We start from the raw sequence: 15,741 nt of genomic DNA on the forward strand, positions 1-15,741 counted from the left end.
CGCCCTTTTTACAAACCAGGAAATCAGTTCCATGACCACTGAATTGCGTGGCCTTCAGCCACAGCATCCAACGCTCTACCAGCTCGCGCCCGACGGTGCGTCGCTGGAGTTCTTCTTCGCGCGATGCCCGGCCTGCGGGAAGCTCGTCTTCCCCGCCAACGTGCCCGGCTGCAGCCATTGCGGCGACCTGCTGAGCAACGCCGAGAAGGTGGCGCGACCAGGCGGCGGCAAGCTGCTGGAGTTCGTGACGCTGCACGTGCCGCTGCTCCCCGGCATGGAGGTGCCGCGCATTGCGGCGGACATCCTCATCGAGGACGGAATCATCGAAGAGGGCGTGATGGCCGGATCGGACGAATCGTCCCTGCGGGTCGGCATGGCGCTTCGCGCCGTCGCCGTTGCGTTGCCCGGCGGAGAGACTTTTGCATGCCGCTTCGTGCCGGCCGAAGGAGCGGCGCGATGAGCAACTGGATCGACGACAACGACGGCGTGTACGTGGCCGGTATCGGCATGCATGCGTACCAGTTCCCGAGCGACACGCCCTACACGCACCTGGGGCTCACCGCAATACGGGGCGCGCTGGCAGACGCGGGCCTGGCGTGGCCGCAGGTCCAGAGCGCCTACGTCGGAACCACGTCCATCGGCATGGCTGCGGGGCGCGTGATGTTCCGGCATCTCGGCGCCACGGGGCTGGCGGTCACGCAGGTCGAGAACGCGTCCGCATCAGGGTCGTTCGCGTTTCGCCAGGCATGCATGGAGGTGGCGCGCGGCGTCAGCGACGTGGTGCTGGCCGTCGGGGTGGACAAGCACGGCGACGGCCGGCGCGCCGCCGACAAGGAAGGCTTGGCACGGCTGAGCGATACCGCGACGGTGCCTGCCGTGAAGTTCGCCATGATGGCCCGCACCTATCTGAGGGAGCGCGGTGCCGACGCGGAAGCGATGGCAAAGGTCGCGGTCAAGAACCATGGCAACGCCTCGCGCAACCCGTATGCGCAGTTCCGCAAGCCGCGCACTCTCGAGCAGGTGCTCGGCTCGCCTCGCGTGGCGGGGGATCTGACGGTGCAGCAATGTTGCCCGCGCGGCGAAGGCGCCGCCGCCGCGATCCTGGTGTCGGGCCGCGCGCTGCGCCGCCTGGGCCTGGATGCCGCTCGCTGTGTGCGCGTGCGCGCCTCGGCAGCGTGCAGTGAAACACCGGAAACCACCTACGGCGCCGCTGCCGTCGACCTGGTCCGTGCCAGTGCAAGCGCTGCGCTGGCGCAGGCAGCCATTCCCGCGGCACGTCTGGATCTGCTGGAGTTGCATGACGCTTTTTCGGTGGAAGAGTTGCTCTACAGCGAGGCCGTGGGTGTGTGTGAGCCGGGCGAGGGCGCGGCCTTCCTGCAGCGCGGTGACTCGCAGATCGGCGGCCGCTGCGCGATCAATGCGTCGGGAGGGCTGATCGGCATGGGGCACCCGCTGGGGCCCACCGGCATCGGCCAGATTGCGGAAATCACACGGCAGCTTCGCGGTGAAGCCAGCGGGCGGCAGCACCAAGGTGCCAGCTGGGGCATGGCCCACATGATCGGGCTGGGGTCTGTCGCGATCGCGCACGTGCTGTCGCGCGGGACAGCGTGAACGAAATGGAGACACCCATGACCGACAACACGCATCTCGAGCACGTCGAGCTCCCGACGCTGACTTACGCCGTCCAGGGCCACGTGGCCGTGGTGACGCTCAATCGGCCCGATCGCATGAACACGCTCGGCGGCACGATGAAACCCGACCTTGCGCATGCGTTCTTCGAGCTGGCGCGCGCGGATGCACGCGTGCGCGCGGTGGTGCTCACCGGCGCCGGCGAGCGCGCGTTCTGCGCGGGTGCCGACATCAAGGAGCGCGCGGATCATCAGATCTGCGCGACCGACTTCTTCGTCGCGCAGAAGGCGACGCACGACCTGTTCCGCGGCATCGAAGAGTTCGAGAAGCCCACCATCGCCGCGATCAACGGGGTGGCGCTCGGCGGCGGGCTGGAGCTTGCGCTGTGCTGCGACATCCGGATCGCGGCGGACCACGCCCGCCTGGGGCTTCCCGAAGTCCGCCTGGGCGTCATTCCCGCAGCCGGAGGCACGCAGCGGCTGCCGCGCCTGATCGGCGAGGCGCGCGCCAAGGCGCTGATGCTGACGGCCGCCCAGATCGATGCGGCTCGTGCGCTGGACTACGGGCTGATCACCCAGGTGATGCCGGGTGCCGAGCTGATGTCGGGTGCCCTCGCGCTGGCGCAGCAGATCGGCGAGATGCCGCCGCTGGCCGTGCGCTTCGTCAAGCGTGCCGTCAACCGCGGCATGCAGACCGACCTGGACAGCGGCCTCGAGTACGAGCGTTATGCCGCGGCCCTCCTGGTGGACAGCGAGGACCGCAAGGAGGGCATGCGGGCCTTTGTCGAGAAGCGAAAGCCAGTGTTCCAGGGCCGCTGAGCGCCGTCCGCATCTTCATTCATTCAACAGCAAGGAAAGTACACATGAAACTCGGTTTGGAATCCCAGGTGGCCCTGGTGACCGGAGGCGGGCAGGGCGTCGGACGCCAGATCTGCATCGAGCTCGCCCGCGAAGGCGCGCGCGTGGTGGTCAACGACCTGTTTGCCGAGCGCGCACAGGCCGTTGCGCGCGAGATCGAAAGCGAGGGCGGGAAGGCGCTGGCCGCGCCCGCGGACATCACGCAGGCCGACCAGGTGCAAGGCATGGTGGACGCCGCGGTCCGGCACTTCGATGCGCCCGTGCAGATCCTGGTGAACAACGCAGGGATCATTCCCGAGCGGCGCGAGAAGGGGGGGCGCACGCCGGCCTTCGTCGACATGCCTGTGGCCGATTGGGCCAAGATCGTCAATCTCAACGTCTATGGCACTTTCCATTGCTGCCATGCGGTCCTGCCCGGCATGGTGGCGGCCAAGCAGGGGCGCATCGTCAACATCATCTCGGAGGCGGGCCGGATCGGAGAAGCGAACATGGCCGTCTACTCCGGCGCCAAGGCCGCGATTGCCGGCTTCGCCAAGGCACTGGCGCGCGAACACGGCCGCCATGCGATCACCGTCAATTCCATCGCCCTGGGTGCGGTTTCGCATGAAGGCATCAAGGACGGTCCCCTGCACATTGACGCAACGCCGCAGAACAACGAGTTGCTCGCCAAGATGGTGAACATCTATCCGATCTCCAAAGGCGTCGGGAGGCTGTCCAGGCCGGAGGACGTCTCCGGACTGGTGGCATTTCTCGCGTCCGATCGGGCACTGTTCATCACGGGCCAGACCGTCGGAGCGTCCGGTGGCTTCGCGATGATCTGACGCACAAGCGCAGCCTTATTGCGCCTGCACGGCAGCCGATGCCGCCGCGCGCAGGCCGAGCAGGTAGCTGTCCACGCCGAAGCCGCAGATCTGTCCTTTCACGATTGCCTGCAATTGCGCGTCGATCTCGGCCAGCGTCACCGTGCCGTATTGCTTCGGGTCGCGCTTGCCGAACATGTTGTGGTTGATGCGGTGCAGCATGAGGATCTTCATGGGGGCGTCTCCAGGTCGCCGGGTCAGGCCAGGGGAATGGTCATGCGCTCGCCTTCGAACTTGAGCGCATTGGTGGCGCCGGCGAGCTCGGCGCGTTCGAGCCGTTCGGTGGCCAGTGCATAGGCCTGCAGCTTGAACGGGGCGGTGACGTTCATTCCGCGGCCGCCCGCCGTGCGGAATGCGTGCACGTCGTCGGCGAAGCGCTCCAGCGAGCCTTCGATCGCGCTGTAGTCGATGTCCTGGCCGGTCGCCTGCGCGAAGCTGCCGTGGATCATCGGCGACTTGGTGTGCCCTATCGGGTTGCCGATCACGGCGTACTTGTCGGTCATCGCTGTTTCCTTACTTGCTGTAGAGCACGCCGTCGGCCTGCATGTCGGCGATCTGCGCGGCGTCGAAGCCGAGGCTCGCCGCGATTTCCGCGTTGTGCTCGCGGCGAAGAAATCTTTCACCGTCTGGACATTCGCTTCGCAGCTCATCGTGCTCTCCGTTTTTGTCATATCGGACTCATCCAATCTCACCCGCATAGGCTACGGACCTGCCGCCAAGAACGTGGCGTCTGTATTCGGCCGAGACTGGATTCGAGGCGATATTTAGCAATTCATCAGTCGAACTTGACCAAGTCCTTGAAGATCAACTGACCCCAGCTGTTTCCGCGCGCCTGCACTAGCAGCCCACCTTCGGAAAGCCCGCCAAGCTTGATCGGCGAAAAACCGAGATCTTCCGCAAGCGCACCAATCTCCGCTGCCGCGCTGTCATCGTCGCTCGCCAGGAATACGACTCTCCTGCCACCATTTACAGCCGGGTCTTGATCAAGGACGGCAGCACCCAGATGGTTGAACCCCTTGACCAGTCTTGCACCAGTGAAGGCCTGCGCGACGGCCGCGGACGACGGCTGTCCTCCCAGTTCGTCAGGAGACACGCCGTAGGCATTGGTCACATCGACGATGGTCTTTCCCTTCCAGGTCGACAGCGCCTTCGCTACATCCCGGTGCGCCTCGAAACGGACCGCCAAGAAGACGATGTCCGCCTTGACCGCTTCCGCTAGCTTTTTGGGAATGATCGTGGGTCCGATCGTGGCCGCGGCGGCTGCAAAGCTCTGCGGGTCGCGCGTGGTTGCAACGGACACTTCGATGCCTTTGCGGGCAAAAGCCTTAGCCAGAGCCTGGCCGATCTTGCCGAAGCCAATGATTGCGTAGCTCATATATCTCCTTGGGTTCGTCAGAGTTGGGCAAGGCCGCCATCGACGGCGACCTCGCTGGCGGTCATGAAACTGCTGTCGGCCGAGGCGAGAAAAGCGGCGGCCGCTGCGATTTCGGACGGATCGCCCATACGCTGGAGCGGTGTCATTGCGCCGAAGGCCTTGACTCCTTCTTCGCCCAGGGCTGCTTTCGCGAGGTCGGTCGCCGTCGGCCCAGGGGAGAGCACGTTGACGCGGATGCCGGTGCCCTTGAGGTCTTCTGCCCAGGTCCGCGCAAGATTGCGCACCGCCGCCTTGCTAGCGCTGTAGGCGCTGAATCCCGGTGCGCCCGTGGTGCCGGCGCTCGAGCCGGTCAGGATGATCGAGCCACCCTGTCCCATCAGCGGCAACGCCTGCTGGACCGTAAAGATCGCGCCCTTCACATTGGTGTCGAAGGCTTCGTCGATGTGCTCGGCGGTGATCTTGCCGAGCGGCAGCGGGCCTCCTGCTCCGGCGTTGGCGAAGACGATGTCGAGGGTGCCGCGCTCGGCTTTCACTGCGGCGTAGAGTCGGTCGAGGTCGGCCAGATCGGACACCGAGCCCTTCACTGCGCGGGCATTGGGGCCGAGCTCGGCCACGGCGGCGTCTAGCGCTTCCTGCCGGCGGCCGAAGATGAAGACGAATGCGCCTTCCTCGATGAATCGTTTGGCCGCTGCGAAGCCGATGCCAGTCGCGCCGCCGGTGATCGCGGCGGTCTTTCCATTCAGTCTGTTCATTACGTGCATCTTTCGTTGAAGTTGTCTGGAAGCAGCCCTCTGCTTCCTTGCCAACGAATATGCACTCCTGATAACCTAAGGACAAGTATGCACTTTTTGGTAAGTATGAAAAATGACGACTTCCCCTGAAATCTGCGGCACGGGCTGCGGGCTCAATGCCACGCTCCGCGTCATCTCCGGCAAATGGAAGCCACTGGTCCTGTTCTTCCTTCGCGACGGCCCGAAGCGGTACGGCGAACTGAAGCGACTGGTCGAGGGAGTCAGCGACAAGGTACTCATCCAGTCGCTGAAGGATCTGGAGGCCGATCGGGTGCTGGCGAGGACCAGCTATCACGAAGTACCGCCGCGCGTGGACTACGCGCTGACCCCGCTCGGCCGCAGCCTGGCCGACGCGATCATTCCGCTGTGCACTTGGGGAACCAAGAACGCGGCGGAGATGGCATGCATCTTCGCGGAGCGCGACAGCGTGGTTCCTCAGGAAACCCAATGACCGGTTCAAAGTCACTCATTTAACGCAGCGAGGGACCCCAACGGGCCCAAACCCGAAGTTGGTTAACCCCGAAAAGCGGTCGTTCGGTGCTGCGCTTCAGCGTTCGAGATCAGAACGTCGCGAAGCCGTCTCGCTGCTCATCAGTTGCTTACTCTTCGCCGATCCGCGCTGCGACGAAATCGATGAACAGGCGTACTTTCGGTGTCAGATGCTTGCGGCTGGGATACACGATGGAGATCGGCATCACGGCCATGGACCAAGCCGGGAGGATGATCTTCAATCGCCCGGCTGCGACCTCTGGCTCCGCCAGAAATCCAGGCATGCAGGTCACGCCCATGCCCGCGATAGCGGCGTCTCGCTGGGCACTCGCATTCTCGAAAAATGCGATGGGGTGAGGCGGCACTTCATGGGTGACCCCGTCGGGCCCGAGTAAGCTCCAGCGATGGGGCACGGCTGCCGTCCCGTAGAGCAAGTGTCGGTGGTGTTGCAGGTCACCCAGATGGCGGATGACGGGGTGTCGGGCCAAGTAGGACGGGGCGGCGAATAGCTGGGCGGTCGAGCGTGCAACCACCCTGGAGACCAGGTCGCTCGCAGCGGGCTGCAAGCCGAAGCGCACGGCCAGGTCCAGCCCTTCTTCCACCAGGTCGGCAATGCGGTCGGTAAAGCTGACCTCCACCTGAAGATCAGGCCATCGCTCCAGAAATTCGGCAAGAAGCGGCAGCAGAACCTGCCGGCCATAGGCTTCGGTTGCCGTCATGCGCAGCAGGCCTCTCGGCCGTTCGGCGCGGCCCATCACCATGTTGTGCGCTTCTTCCAGGTCTGCCAGCAACGGAGCGACGCGGTCGTAGAAGCCCTGGCCATCGGCCGTCACGCCGACGTGGCGGGTTGAGCGGTTCAGCAGCCGCACCCCGAGGTGTTCCTCCAGCCTGGCAATGGCCTTGCCGGCAGCCGAGCGCGTCAAGCCGATGCGTTTTGCGCCTTCGACGAAAGAGCCGGACTCGACTACCGAGGTAAACGCCCTGAGGGCGCTGGTGTCGGCCAGGGCGTCTGTAGTGGCGGCTCGGGAAGTGCTGGGCATGGTCGCGATTATGGGGAATGACTGTCCCGAATCCAGGCCATAGAGTGGGCTTTCCTTCCCACTATTCGATAAAAGGCCGCCATGTCCGTCACCGATACCGCTCAAAATTCCAAACTGAAAGCTTGGCAAGCCGCCGCCGGCCCGCTTGGCGATGCCCTGTTGGGTCGACTCGACTGGGCGATCGCTCGCAAGAATTACGTCGACCAGATGCAGGCCGTTTTGCCGGCGCCGGATGGCGTCAGCTTCAGCTCCATCGACATGGACGGCGTGCCGGCGCTGGTCGTCATACCGGACACCGTCGTCGGCAACCGAGCGCTGTTCTACATGCACGGCGGTGGCTATGTGCATGGCGGCCCCGGCATGTACCGGGCCTTGGCCGGCTATTACGCCAAGGGGCTGTCGGCAACGGTCTACATTCCAGACTACCGACAGGCGCCGGAGTTTCCCTTCCCCACGCCGATTGAAGACGTGTTCAAGGCCTACCGGGCGCTGTTCGCGATGGGGCATCGCGCCCACGAACTGGCGATCTCCGGAGACTCTGCCGGAGGCGCCCTGGTTGTGACCATCATGCGGTGGGCAAAACGAGCCGGGGTTCCGCTACCGGTGGCGGGAGTGGCGCTTTCGCCCTGGGCGGACCTCACACATTCAGGGCTCTCGGCCAAAAGCCGCGACGGCTTGGACCCGCTGGTGGGAACCCAGGTGCTCAACCTCCTGGCTCGCACCTTTCTTGGCAAGGAACTCGCCACCCATCCCGACGCATCCCCGGTCTACGCTGACGTGCGGGGCCTGGCACCGGTCCTCATACAGATGGGCGAGAACGAGGTCATGCTTGACGGAGGTATCGCGTTGGCGTCGCGGCTGGCGGAGCAGCGGGTCAGGACCACGCTGGAAGTCTGGCCCGGCATGTTCCACGTATGGCATTCCCTGGTGGGGCATCTGCCCGAAGCAGACGAGGCGTTGGCTAATGCCGTGGCCTTCATCCTGAAGGAGTTAGACAGAAATTCTCAGGTAGGTTGACTCGACCGTGGGGCACAAGTGGCAGGTTCTGGCCCGTTGCTTCTCACCCGTCTTCCCACGCAGCTGAACAGCCGCATCGACGAACTGCTACAGCAGGCTGACCAGCCATTCGAAAACACCGCCACGATGGCGCTGATCGATTGACGTTGGCCCATTTGGCAGTGCGCGCTGGTGTTTCCAAACCGGTCACTTACGAGCACTTCGAAACCAGAACGGGCCTGTTGATCGAGCTGTATCGATGGATCGCGGCTTCACTCGGCATCTCCAAGGGCGTCGTGGCCAAGTACGTCGGCCTCGCCAGCGTCGCGGGCCTGGACTGGCCCACCATTCAAACGCTCAGCGACACGGCGCTGGAGCGTCGTGTCGTGCAAGGCCGGCTGGACCGCCCCTCGCACTACGTGCTGCCCGACTACGGCCGCGTGCACCAGGAGCTGCGGCGTAAGGGCATGACCCTCATGCTGCTGTGGGAGGAGCACGTCGCGGCCCATTCCGGGCAGCCGACCTACCGCTATAGCCAGTTCTGCGAGCGATATCGGCGCTATGCACTGCGCCTGAAGCGCTCGATGCGCCAGATCCACCGCGCCGGCGAGAAGCTCTTCGTCGACTACGCCGGCCCCACGGTCGAGCTCGTCGACGGCAGCCGCGCACACATCTTCGTGGCCGCGCTCGGCGCCTCCAGCTACACCTTCGCCTGCGCCGCCACGCCACGCGAGACCACGCCTGAGGCGGCCTCCAGCACAAAGGCTCGGGCGCTTGTCCGACTTTGAAACCCAAGGGAAGTAGTACTTTAGGCTGTCAAAATTCAAAAAGGCAGCCTGCTCCGCAGTCTGAAGACCAATAGTGCGTATCAAGAAGCCCGATAACCTGGCCGCCATCCGCGCGAAATTCGGGGTACCCGCACGCCGTGGTGGCGCGGTCGAAATCAATGGCCGGCGCGGTGTCATCACCGGGATGAGCGGGGATCTCGTGAAAGTGAAACTCCAGGGGACGGACGCTGGCCTGCCGTTTCATCCGCACGAGATTACTTATCCGCAGTGTTGATCGGGGTTGTCGCAATGGTGGGCGTAAGCCTACAAGTGGGCCGGACGAAGCGTGGAAAGATCCAAGGCAGGGAGCACTGATACCTGCAAGCGGAATCTTGTGTGGAGGAATTTGCAATGCCGATGGATTTCCTGCGTCGCATTGAGGAGGCACCCTTTCCCCTCGCCGTTCTCGAGGAGGCTGACATTCATTGCGCAGCCGTGCTCGCCGCGGCGAACTTCATCGACGCGAATCTTCCGGTGCCTGGCGACCGATCGAAACCCTCCGCCGTCATCCTGCGCATCACCCCGCAGGGTCGAGCAGAACTCAACCGGTTACGAAAGCAATGCACATGAAAAAGCCGCCTCGAGGGCGGCCGGCGGAATGCCGAGCTTCAACCCGTACGCTCAAGGGGGAGCGGATCGGTGCCCAGCGTGCCCGGCTGGGCCGCAAGGTCCGACGCAAAGGTGAACGCCGGGCTCGCCCGGTGCTGCTTGACGTGGTACATCGCCCTGTCCGCCGCGCGCAGCAGCCGCGCCAGGGTGTCGCCGTCGTCCGGACGGCAGGCTATGCCCAGGCTCATGCCGACCGTGACGCTGCGGCCCTCGTACTCGACCGGCTGCGAGCCCGCCTCGATCATGCGCCGGGCCATGAGGCTCAGGGCCTCGCGTGAAGGCGTGCCGAGCACCAGCACCGCGAACTCATCGCCGCCCAGCCTGGCGACCACGTCGTCCTTGCGCAATTGCTCGCGAAGCCGTTGCGCGATGGCGATCAGCACCTGGTCGCCGGCCGCGTGTCCGTGTGCGTCGTTCACGCCCTTGAACCCGTCCAGGTCGAGCAGCATCAGGGCGAACGGCTGGCCCTTGCCCAGCAATTCCTCGCCGCGGCTCTCGAAGCCGGCACGGCTGGCGGCGCCGGTCAGCGCGTCGGTGCCCAGGGCCTCCACCAGCTGCTGAGTGCGCGCGGTGAGCGCCTGCTCGGAGCGCAGCACGAGCTGCAGCCGCGAGCCCATGGCCACGGCGAAAACGATCAGCTCGGCTACCAGCGCGCCTTGCGACACGTTCATCTGGTTCGGTGCCCACTCGATCCAGCCCCAGCTCGCGACCACGATGGCGCCGATGCCGGCCAGCAGCAGCGCCACGCCGAAGAAGTAGAGCACCGCCGGCCAGTAGCGCCGCCGCATCGCGATCAGCGCGCCGATCACCATCACCACGGTCGATGCAATCACCGAGATCTGCACCAGCCGGAAAGTCATCAGCGGATGGGCGCCCCAGTTGGCATAGGGAATGGCCAGCGCGAGCGCGATGGTGAAGGCCTGCACCAGCCAGTCCAGCGGCGGCGCGAAGTGGCGCAGCCGCAGCAGCCGCCTGCCGAACTGCAGCTTGCAGATGGCCCACAGCGCCGGCCCGGCGGTGTAGGCGAAGCCGGCCGCCGCGGGCCAGTGCGCGAACGGGTAGCGCAAGGCGTGGCCATTGATGCTGGCGAGGGCCAGCACGCCGCAGGCGCAAGACAGCATGTAGAAGCCGTACAGCCCCTCGCCGAACACCTTGAACAGGACCAGGCCGTACACCATCAGGCCGATCAGCACGCCGTAGGTCACGCCGTCGAACATGCGCTTGTCCTGCGTGGACTGCAGGTAGTCGGCCGGGTCCCAGACCGAAACGTCGTAGATGCGCGCGAATGTCGACTCGACCCTGAAGTACACGTTGTAGGTGCCCGGCCCGGGCAACCGGAAGCGCCAGGCCATCTGTTCGGACGCGGCCGGGCGGGTCGCCCAGGGGTAGCGCATGCCGGTGGTGACCGGGGCGGCCAGCGCGTGGCCGTCTTCGTCGTAGGGACCGTAGAAGCGCAGGTCATGCGTCGAGACCGTCGGCACCAGCATGAGCCACTCGCGCGAGGCGTCGGCGGGGTCGGCCAGCCGCATCTGCAGCTTGAACCAGAGCACGCGGTCGGATTCCTTGCCCCGCAGCGGATCGTCGGGGAAGGCGAATCTCGCTTCCTGTGGCGGCGTGCGCACCTGCTCGATGCCCAGCGACCGCGTCTTGTCCTCGAACACCTGCAGATGCTGCACGGCCGGCAGCCCGCTCGGCTGGTGCCGTATCTGCAGCGGCCCGCGCTGCGCATCACCGGCCGGCTGGGCGGCGGCGACGGCCGACAGGAACAGCGCGAGCGCGGCGGCCACCAGCAGGCGCCAGGCGCGGCGCGTGTCGGCGGTGCCGCATGGGAAGAGGCGGGACATCATGGGATGTGCGGCGGGAGGGGCGAAAAAAAAGGCGGATTGTCGCCCGGGTGTGTATTTCCTGAGTTCTCCCGCGAGCCCCGACGCAAATGGACCAGCCACGAGCCGCCCCCGCTTCAGGCGGCCCGGGCGCAACCCGTCAAGCCGGCGGTTTCTGCACCACGACGCCGTACCAGCCGAGCCCCCGGTAGCTCTCGTAGCCCGGCGTTGCGGCGAAAGACACGGTGGTGCTCCCGTCGGACGCGCGATAGAAACCGGTGCGCTGCCCCTGGGTAACCAGGCGGAACTGCTCGTTGAGCACGTCCGCCTTGTCCGAGCTCGCGATGATGCGGAACGTCGAGTCGACGATCATGCAGCGCGTGCGCCGCCATTCCTCGTCGCTGAGCCGCACGCCCTTGATGACCGCCGATGCCTGCGCGGCCCAGTCGAAGAAGATCACCAGGGCACCCAGCGGCCGCCCATCCGTGGCGCCGCGCTCGCGGATCGCGGTGGCATATGTGGCGACATGCGCGTTCCCCAGCAGGGGCAAGGCTTCGATGTCGCCGGCCACGAAGTCCGCGCCTGAAGGCGTCTTCATCGCGTCCTTGAACCACCGCGCGCCGGCGATGTTGCGGCCGGTGGCCGAGTAGGCCTGCGGCCGGCCGTTCGCGACCACGGTGCCCGAGGCGTCCACGATCCACAGGTCGAGGTAGACGGTGTAGCTGTCGAGGATCACCGACAGCCGGCGCGACGCATGCTCGCGCGCCGGTGCGCCGCCGTCGGCAAGGCACTCGACCACCGCGGAGTCGGTCGCCCACCAGCGCACGTCGCACGAGCGCTCGTACAGGTTGCGATCGACGATGTCGATCATGTTCAGCGCGAGGTCCGTGCAGCGCTGCCCCTCGTGCGAACGCATCCGCTCGATCATGCTGTCGCCCAGGTCGGTGAGCTTCGACAGCGAGCCGGCGAGTTCCTTGTTGAGCGCGGTGGTGATGTCTGCGATGCGCGTCGACACCTGCTTGACCTGGTTGGCGACGACCGCGAAGCCCTTGCCCGCGTCGCCCGCGCGCGCTGCCTCGATCAGCGCATTGAGCGCGAGGAAGGTGGTTTCCCGGTTGATGTCGTTGATGTCGGAGATCTTCCCGTTGGCAAGCTTCTTGACCTGATGGGTGAGTTCGACGATTTCCTGCGGATTCGACATGGCGTGGCCCTCGGGGTGGATAACGGGTTGTTTTCCACTGCCCAGCAAATATCGGGCCGGGGGCGTGCACTTTCCGATCATGGACTGGTGGGGGTGATCGCCCCTTCTGCGCCGGTTCCCTTGCCGCGATAGGCCAGCACGGCGCCTGTGTGCTGGCCCAGCGTCGGCGCCGCGAAGGGCTCCGGTCCCGGCGTGCGGCCGAACTGCACGGGCCGCGTGAAGCCGCGGTAGGTGCCGAGCGTGGGGTGCGCGAACTCCGTCACCATGTCTTCGGCCAGCACCTGCGGGTTGTCGAACATGTCCTCGACGGTGCGTGCGGCTGCGCAGGGCACGTCTTCGCCGAAGCGCTCTTCCCATTCGAGCGCGCTGCGTTCGGCCAGCGCCGCGCGCAGCCGGGGGACGATCTCGGCGGAATGCTGCGCGCGCTTGCGCACCGAGTCGTAGCGCTCGTCGACCGCCAGCTCTGGCAGCCCGACCTTGGCGCACAGCGCCTGCCAGAAATGCGGCGTATTGGCGGAGATGTACAGGTAGCCCTCGCGCGTGGGATGCAGGCCGGTGATGCCGCCGGAGCGCATGTCGCGCCCCACGTCCTTGGGCTCGCCTTCGGCCCACACCATGCGGGCCGACTGCATCGTGAGCGCGGAGCGCAGCAGCGACACGCCGACGTACTGGCCGACGCCGCTCTTCTCGCGCTCGTACAGGGCCGAGGCCACGCCGGCGGCCACCAGCGCGGCCGCGTAGTAGTCGACCACCGAGCCGTAGAGGATCTCGGGCGGGCCGCCGCGCTGGCCCTGCAGCGCGCACATGCCCGTCATGGTCTGCAGCACCTGGTCGTAGCCTGCCTTCTCGCGCAGCGGCCCGGTCTCGCCGTAGCCGGTAACGGCGCAGTAGATCAGGCGCGGATTCAGCGCCTTCAGCTGTTCGTAGGCAATGCCCAGCCGCGGCGGCACGCTGGGCCGGAAGTTGTGCACCAGCACGTCGGCCGTGCCCACCAGCACCATCAGCGCGGCAAGGTCGTCCGCGTTCTTCAGGTCGAGCACCACGCCGAGCTTGCTGCGGTTCACGCCGATGAAGGCGCGGCTCTCGGCTTCCAGGGTCGATGGGTACTTGCGCAGGTTGTCGCCTGTGGGCGGCTCGATCTTGATGACCTCCGCGCCCTGGTCGGCCAGCAGCGAACAGCCGTACGGGCCCGCGATGTAGGCGCTCAGGTCGAGCACGCGCAAGCCACTCAGCGGGCCCGCAGGGCCGCTGCGCGGGGGCAGGCGCGCGTCGTTGCCGGCATCGTGGGGTGGGGCGTGGCTCATGGGTCTTCTCTTTCTCAGTCTGCGGTGATGTTCTGTTGCCTGGCCAGCTTCTTCCAGCGCTCCACGTCATCGGCGATCACGGTGCCGAACTGCGCCGGCGTGAGCGGCGTGGCGATCGCGCCTTCACGCAGGAAGCTGGCCGCGATCGTCGGGCGGGCCAGGATCTGGTTGACGGCCTGGTTGAGCTTCGCGACCACGTCGCCCGGCGTGCCCGCCGGTGCCAGCAGGCCCCACCAGAGCTCGAACTCGTAGCCGGGCACCGCGACGGCCATCGGCGTGAGATCGGGCGCGACGGGGCTCGGCTTCAGGCTGGTGATGCCGACGGCGCGCAGCTTGCCCGCGCGCACCATCGGCAGCAGCGACGGCCCGCTGGAAATCAGCAGCTGGGTCTGGTTGCCGATCAGGTCGGTCACGGCCGGGCCCATGCCCTTGTACGGGATGTGCGCGATCTGAAGGTCACCCACCTTGGCCTTGAGCAACTCTGTGCCGAACTGGTTGACGCTGCCAGAGCCCGAGGAGGCGTAGTTGTACTGGCCCGGCTTTGCCTTGATGGCTGCGATCAGCTCCGCGGGCGTCTTCGCGGGAAAGTCGTTGTTGACCGCGACGATGAAGGGGCCCTTGGCGAACATGGCCACGGGCGCGAGGCCCTTCACCGGATCGAAAGGCAGCTTCGACTGCACTGCCGCATTGGTCGTCATGCTGGAGGACACCGCCACCAGCGTGTAGCCGTCGGGCGTGGCGCGCGCCACCTGCGCGGTGCCGGTGTTGCCGCTGGCGCCGGGCCGGTTGTCGATGATCACCGGCTGCTTGAGCTCGTCGCCGAGTTCCTTGGCGATCTGGCGCGCGAAGGTGTCGTTCGAGCCGCCCGCGGGGTAGGGCACGACGATCGTGATGGCCTTGGACGGATAGGCTGCCTGTTGTGCGAACGCCGTGCCGACGGGCACGCATGCGCTGGCGAATGCAATGGCCGTGAGGGCGCCTGGGCGAAGAATGGTGGGAATGCGCATGGTGTGTCTTGTCTCCTGGTTCTTGTGTGTATGCGTGCCTCGCCGGGTGCGAGGCCGATGCGATCAACCGGGCAGCAGCCCGAGCCCGCGCGCGCTCTCGACGATGGCGCGTGCGCGAAGCACGAAGGGGATGTCGATCATCTTTCCGTCCACCACGTAGGCACCGATGCCCTTGGCGTCGGCCTCGCGGGCCGCTTCGACCACCTTGCACGCATGCGCGATTTCATCGTCGGTGGGGCGGAACACTTCGTTCGCGATGGCGACCTGGCTCGGATGGATGCAGGTCTTGCCGAGGAAGCCGAGGTTGCGCGCGAGCTTCGCTTCGGCACGAAAGCCTTCGGCATCACGGATGTCGGCGAATGCGCTGTCGTAGGCGTAGACACCGGCTTCGCCAGCGGCGATGCGCACCGCGAACATCGCCTGCTGGACTGCTTCCGGCGCACGCCGCGCGATGCCCAGGGGCTCGAACAGATCGCCGAGGCCCAGCTGGAGCCCCTTCACGCGGGGATGCGCAAGGGCGAGCTGCGAGGCCATGCGCAGGGCGGAAGGCGTTTCGATGTTGAGCAGCAGGCCGATGGGTGACGTCACGCCATGAGTCCGCTCGGCACGCTCGATGGCTTCTGCCGCAGCTTGCACGTGCGCCGGGCTATCGGGCTTGGGAAGGTTGATGAGCTGCACGCCGGGCATCGCCACCGCGGCGATGTCGCGCTCGAAGTGCGGCGTGTCCATCGCGTTGACGCGGACGATCAGGGTCTTGCCGGCGGCCTTGGCATCGACGCCCGCCAGCAACTGGCGCACGCAGTCGCGCGCCTCGTCCTTGCGCGCTTCGGAGACCGCGTCTTCCAGGTCGAGACAAATGCCGTCGGCCGCGCTGTCCAGCGCCTTGGCGAACAACTCGGGGCGTGTGCCGGGAACAAAGAGCTTGCTTCTCAT

The 15,741-nt window shown here is 66.2% G+C and carries 18 protein-coding genes and 2 pseudogenes; 10 read left to right on the forward strand and 10 right to left on the reverse strand.

The features are described from left to right. The first annotated feature begins 31 nt into the window (after nucleotides 1-31). From ACQY8B_RS02040 to ACQY8B_RS02055, 4 genes are read left to right on the forward strand one after another with little or no spacing between them, the layout of a single operon-like run. Nucleotides 32-460 (forward strand): Zn-ribbon domain-containing OB-fold protein, encoded by a 429-nt coding sequence (locus ACQY8B_RS02040; protein ID WP_422085178.1) that lies wholly within the window; start codon nucleotides 32-34, stop codon nucleotides 458-460. After that, on the forward strand, nucleotides 457-1,611 hold the full coding sequence (locus tag ACQY8B_RS02045; RefSeq protein WP_422085179.1) for a thiolase family protein: 1,155 nt from the start codon (nucleotides 457-459) through the stop codon (nucleotides 1,609-1,611). Before ACQY8B_RS02040 ends, ACQY8B_RS02045 begins: the two co-directional genes overlap by 4 nt. A gap of 17 nt (nucleotides 1,612-1,628) precedes the next feature. Beyond that, nucleotides 1,629-2,447, forward strand: coding sequence for an enoyl-CoA hydratase/isomerase family protein (locus tag ACQY8B_RS02050; protein ID WP_422085180.1), 819 nt, complete (start codon nucleotides 1,629-1,631; stop codon nucleotides 2,445-2,447). Nucleotides 2,448-2,491: 44 nt separating this feature from the next. Continuing rightward, nucleotides 2,492-3,307 (forward strand): SDR family NAD(P)-dependent oxidoreductase, encoded by an 816-nt coding sequence (locus ACQY8B_RS02055; protein WP_422085181.1) that lies wholly within the window; start codon nucleotides 2,492-2,494, stop codon nucleotides 3,305-3,307. A 15-nt stretch (nucleotides 3,308-3,322) separates the two neighbouring features. On the opposite strand, the gene ACQY8B_RS02060 is transcribed toward ACQY8B_RS02055, so the two are convergent. Next, a complete protein-coding gene (locus ACQY8B_RS02060) occupies nucleotides 3,323-3,520 on the reverse strand; it encodes a type II 3-dehydroquinate dehydratase (RefSeq protein WP_422085182.1) in 198 nt (65 codons plus the stop codon). 41 nt (nucleotides 3,521-3,561) lie between these two features. Next, nucleotides 3,562-3,849, reverse strand: a pseudogene (gene aroE / locus ACQY8B_RS02065) (shikimate dehydrogenase); the annotation flags it as partial. Here aroE and ACQY8B_RS02070 point away from each other — a divergent pair. Continuing rightward, on the forward strand, nucleotides 3,839-4,114 hold the full coding sequence (locus ACQY8B_RS02070; protein ID WP_422085183.1) for a hypothetical protein: 276 nt from the start codon (nucleotides 3,839-3,841) through the stop codon (nucleotides 4,112-4,114). The pseudogene aroE and the gene ACQY8B_RS02070 overlap by 11 nt on opposite strands. A gap of 7 nt (nucleotides 4,115-4,121) precedes the next feature. On the opposite strand, the gene ACQY8B_RS02075 is transcribed toward ACQY8B_RS02070, so the two are convergent. Both ACQY8B_RS02075 and ACQY8B_RS02080 read right to left on the reverse strand, forming a co-directional pair. Beyond that, nucleotides 4,122-4,721 carry an NADPH-dependent F420 reductase gene (locus ACQY8B_RS02075; protein WP_422085184.1) on the reverse strand — a complete coding sequence of 200 codons (600 nt, stop codon included), beginning with the start codon at nucleotides 4,719-4,721 and terminating at the stop codon, nucleotides 4,122-4,124. Between the two features lie 17 nt (nucleotides 4,722-4,738). Next, complete coding sequence (locus ACQY8B_RS02080; RefSeq protein WP_422085185.1) at nucleotides 4,739-5,473, reverse strand: SDR family NAD(P)-dependent oxidoreductase; 735 nt, start codon at nucleotides 5,471-5,473, stop codon at nucleotides 4,739-4,741. 112 nt (nucleotides 5,474-5,585) lie between these two features. On the opposite strand from ACQY8B_RS02080, the gene ACQY8B_RS02085 reads away from it, so the two are divergent. Next, nucleotides 5,586-5,963 carry a winged helix-turn-helix transcriptional regulator gene (locus ACQY8B_RS02085; protein WP_422085186.1) on the forward strand — a complete coding sequence of 126 codons (378 nt, stop codon included), beginning with the start codon at nucleotides 5,586-5,588 and terminating at the stop codon, nucleotides 5,961-5,963. 148 nt (nucleotides 5,964-6,111) lie between these two features. On the opposite strand, the gene ACQY8B_RS02090 is transcribed toward ACQY8B_RS02085, so the two are convergent. Continuing rightward, the gene (locus ACQY8B_RS02090) at nucleotides 6,112-7,041 is read right to left on the reverse strand and encodes a LysR family transcriptional regulator (RefSeq protein ID WP_422085187.1); all 930 of its coding nucleotides are present in this window, start codon (nucleotides 7,039-7,041) and stop codon (nucleotides 6,112-6,114) included. 81 nt (nucleotides 7,042-7,122) lie between these two features. Here ACQY8B_RS02090 and ACQY8B_RS02095 point away from each other — a divergent pair, with 81 nt between their 5' ends. The 4 genes and pseudogenes from ACQY8B_RS02095 (at nucleotide 7,123) to ACQY8B_RS02110 (ending at nucleotide 9,434) form a co-directional block, all read left to right on the forward strand. Beyond that, complete coding sequence (locus tag ACQY8B_RS02095) at nucleotides 7,123-8,058, forward strand: alpha/beta hydrolase (protein WP_422085188.1); 936 nt, start codon at nucleotides 7,123-7,125, stop codon at nucleotides 8,056-8,058. 218 nt (nucleotides 8,059-8,276) lie between these two features. Beyond that, nucleotides 8,277-8,774 (forward strand): annotated as a pseudogene (locus tag ACQY8B_RS02100) (IS21 family transposase); the annotation flags it as partial. A 124-nt stretch (nucleotides 8,775-8,898) separates the two neighbouring features. Then, nucleotides 8,899-9,099, forward strand: a complete 201-nt coding sequence (locus ACQY8B_RS02105; protein WP_422085189.1) for a hypothetical protein — start codon at nucleotides 8,899-8,901, stop codon at nucleotides 9,097-9,099. Nucleotides 9,100-9,215: 116 nt separating this feature from the next. Then, nucleotides 9,216-9,434 (forward strand): hypothetical protein, encoded by a 219-nt coding sequence (locus tag ACQY8B_RS02110; RefSeq protein ID WP_422085190.1) that lies wholly within the window; start codon nucleotides 9,216-9,218, stop codon nucleotides 9,432-9,434. Nucleotides 9,435-9,472: 38 nt separating this feature from the next. On the opposite strand, the gene ACQY8B_RS02115 is transcribed toward ACQY8B_RS02110, so the two are convergent. The 5 genes from ACQY8B_RS02115 to ACQY8B_RS02135 form a co-directional block, all read right to left on the reverse strand. Next, entirely contained in the window at nucleotides 9,473-11,320 is a 1,848-nt protein-coding gene (locus ACQY8B_RS02115; RefSeq protein WP_422085191.1) for a diguanylate cyclase domain-containing protein, read from the reverse strand. A gap of 136 nt (nucleotides 11,321-11,456) precedes the next feature. Further along, the gene (locus ACQY8B_RS02120) at nucleotides 11,457-12,497 is read right to left on the reverse strand and encodes a methyl-accepting chemotaxis protein (protein ID WP_422085192.1); all 1,041 of its coding nucleotides are present in this window, start codon (nucleotides 12,495-12,497) and stop codon (nucleotides 11,457-11,459) included. A gap of 77 nt (nucleotides 12,498-12,574) precedes the next feature. Next, complete coding sequence (locus ACQY8B_RS02125; RefSeq protein ID WP_422085193.1) at nucleotides 12,575-13,801, reverse strand: CoA transferase; 1,227 nt, start codon at nucleotides 13,799-13,801, stop codon at nucleotides 12,575-12,577. Between the two features lie 14 nt (nucleotides 13,802-13,815). Continuing rightward, nucleotides 13,816-14,808, reverse strand: coding sequence for a tripartite tricarboxylate transporter substrate binding protein (locus ACQY8B_RS02130; protein ID WP_422085194.1), 993 nt, complete (start codon nucleotides 14,806-14,808; stop codon nucleotides 13,816-13,818). A gap of 63 nt (nucleotides 14,809-14,871) precedes the next feature. Beyond that, entirely contained in the window at nucleotides 14,872-15,741 is an 870-nt protein-coding gene (locus tag ACQY8B_RS02135) for an HpcH/HpaI aldolase/citrate lyase family protein (protein WP_422085195.1), read from the reverse strand.

This window comes from Variovorax sp. (assembly GCF_965279555.1).
In the GTDB taxonomy this organism is placed as follows: Bacteria; Pseudomonadota; Gammaproteobacteria; order Burkholderiales; family Burkholderiaceae_C; genus Variovorax.

What these genes read in the sequence shown, in the direction of transcription:
- ACQY8B_RS02040 (WP_422085178.1), top strand. Translation starts at nt 32, where the DNA reads ATGACCACTGAATTGCGTGGCCTTCAGCCACAGCATCCAACGCTCTAC.
- ACQY8B_RS02045 (WP_422085179.1), top strand. Translation starts at nt 457, where the DNA reads ATGAGCAACTGGATCGACGACAACGACGGCGTGTACGTGGCCGGTATC.
- ACQY8B_RS02050 (WP_422085180.1), top strand. Translation starts at nt 1,629, where the DNA reads ATGACCGACAACACGCATCTCGAGCACGTCGAGCTCCCGACGCTGACT.
- ACQY8B_RS02055 (WP_422085181.1), top strand. Translation starts at nt 2,492, where the DNA reads ATGAAACTCGGTTTGGAATCCCAGGTGGCCCTGGTGACCGGAGGCGGG.
- ACQY8B_RS02060 (WP_422085182.1), bottom strand. Translation starts at nt 3,520, where the DNA reads ATGAAGATCCTCATGCTGCACCGCATCAACCACAACATGTTCGGCAAG.
- ACQY8B_RS02075 (WP_422085184.1), bottom strand. Translation starts at nt 4,721, where the DNA reads ATGAGCTACGCAATCATTGGCTTCGGCAAGATCGGCCAGGCTCTGGCT.
- ACQY8B_RS02080 (WP_422085185.1), bottom strand. Translation starts at nt 5,473, where the DNA reads ATGAACAGACTGAATGGAAAGACCGCCGCGATCACCGGCGGCGCGACT.
- ACQY8B_RS02085 (WP_422085186.1), top strand. Translation starts at nt 5,586, where the DNA reads ATGACGACTTCCCCTGAAATCTGCGGCACGGGCTGCGGGCTCAATGCC.
- ACQY8B_RS02090 (WP_422085187.1), bottom strand. Translation starts at nt 7,041, where the DNA reads ATGCCCAGCACTTCCCGAGCCGCCACTACAGACGCCCTGGCCGACACC.
- ACQY8B_RS02095 (WP_422085188.1), top strand. Translation starts at nt 7,123, where the DNA reads ATGTCCGTCACCGATACCGCTCAAAATTCCAAACTGAAAGCTTGGCAA.
- ACQY8B_RS02110 (WP_422085190.1), top strand. Translation starts at nt 9,216, where the DNA reads ATGCCGATGGATTTCCTGCGTCGCATTGAGGAGGCACCCTTTCCCCTC.
- ACQY8B_RS02115 (WP_422085191.1), bottom strand. Translation starts at nt 11,320, where the DNA reads ATGATGTCCCGCCTCTTCCCATGCGGCACCGCCGACACGCGCCGCGCC.
- ACQY8B_RS02120 (WP_422085192.1), bottom strand. Translation starts at nt 12,497, where the DNA reads ATGTCGAATCCGCAGGAAATCGTCGAACTCACCCATCAGGTCAAGAAG.
- ACQY8B_RS02125 (WP_422085193.1), bottom strand. Translation starts at nt 13,801, where the DNA reads ATGAGCCACGCCCCACCCCACGATGCCGGCAACGACGCGCGCCTGCCC.
- ACQY8B_RS02130 (WP_422085194.1), bottom strand. Translation starts at nt 14,808, where the DNA reads ATGCGCATTCCCACCATTCTTCGCCCAGGCGCCCTCACGGCCATTGCA.
- ACQY8B_RS02135 (WP_422085195.1), bottom strand. Translation starts at nt 15,741, where the DNA reads ATGAGAAGCAAGCTCTTTGTTCCCGGCACACGCCCCGAGTTGTTCGCC.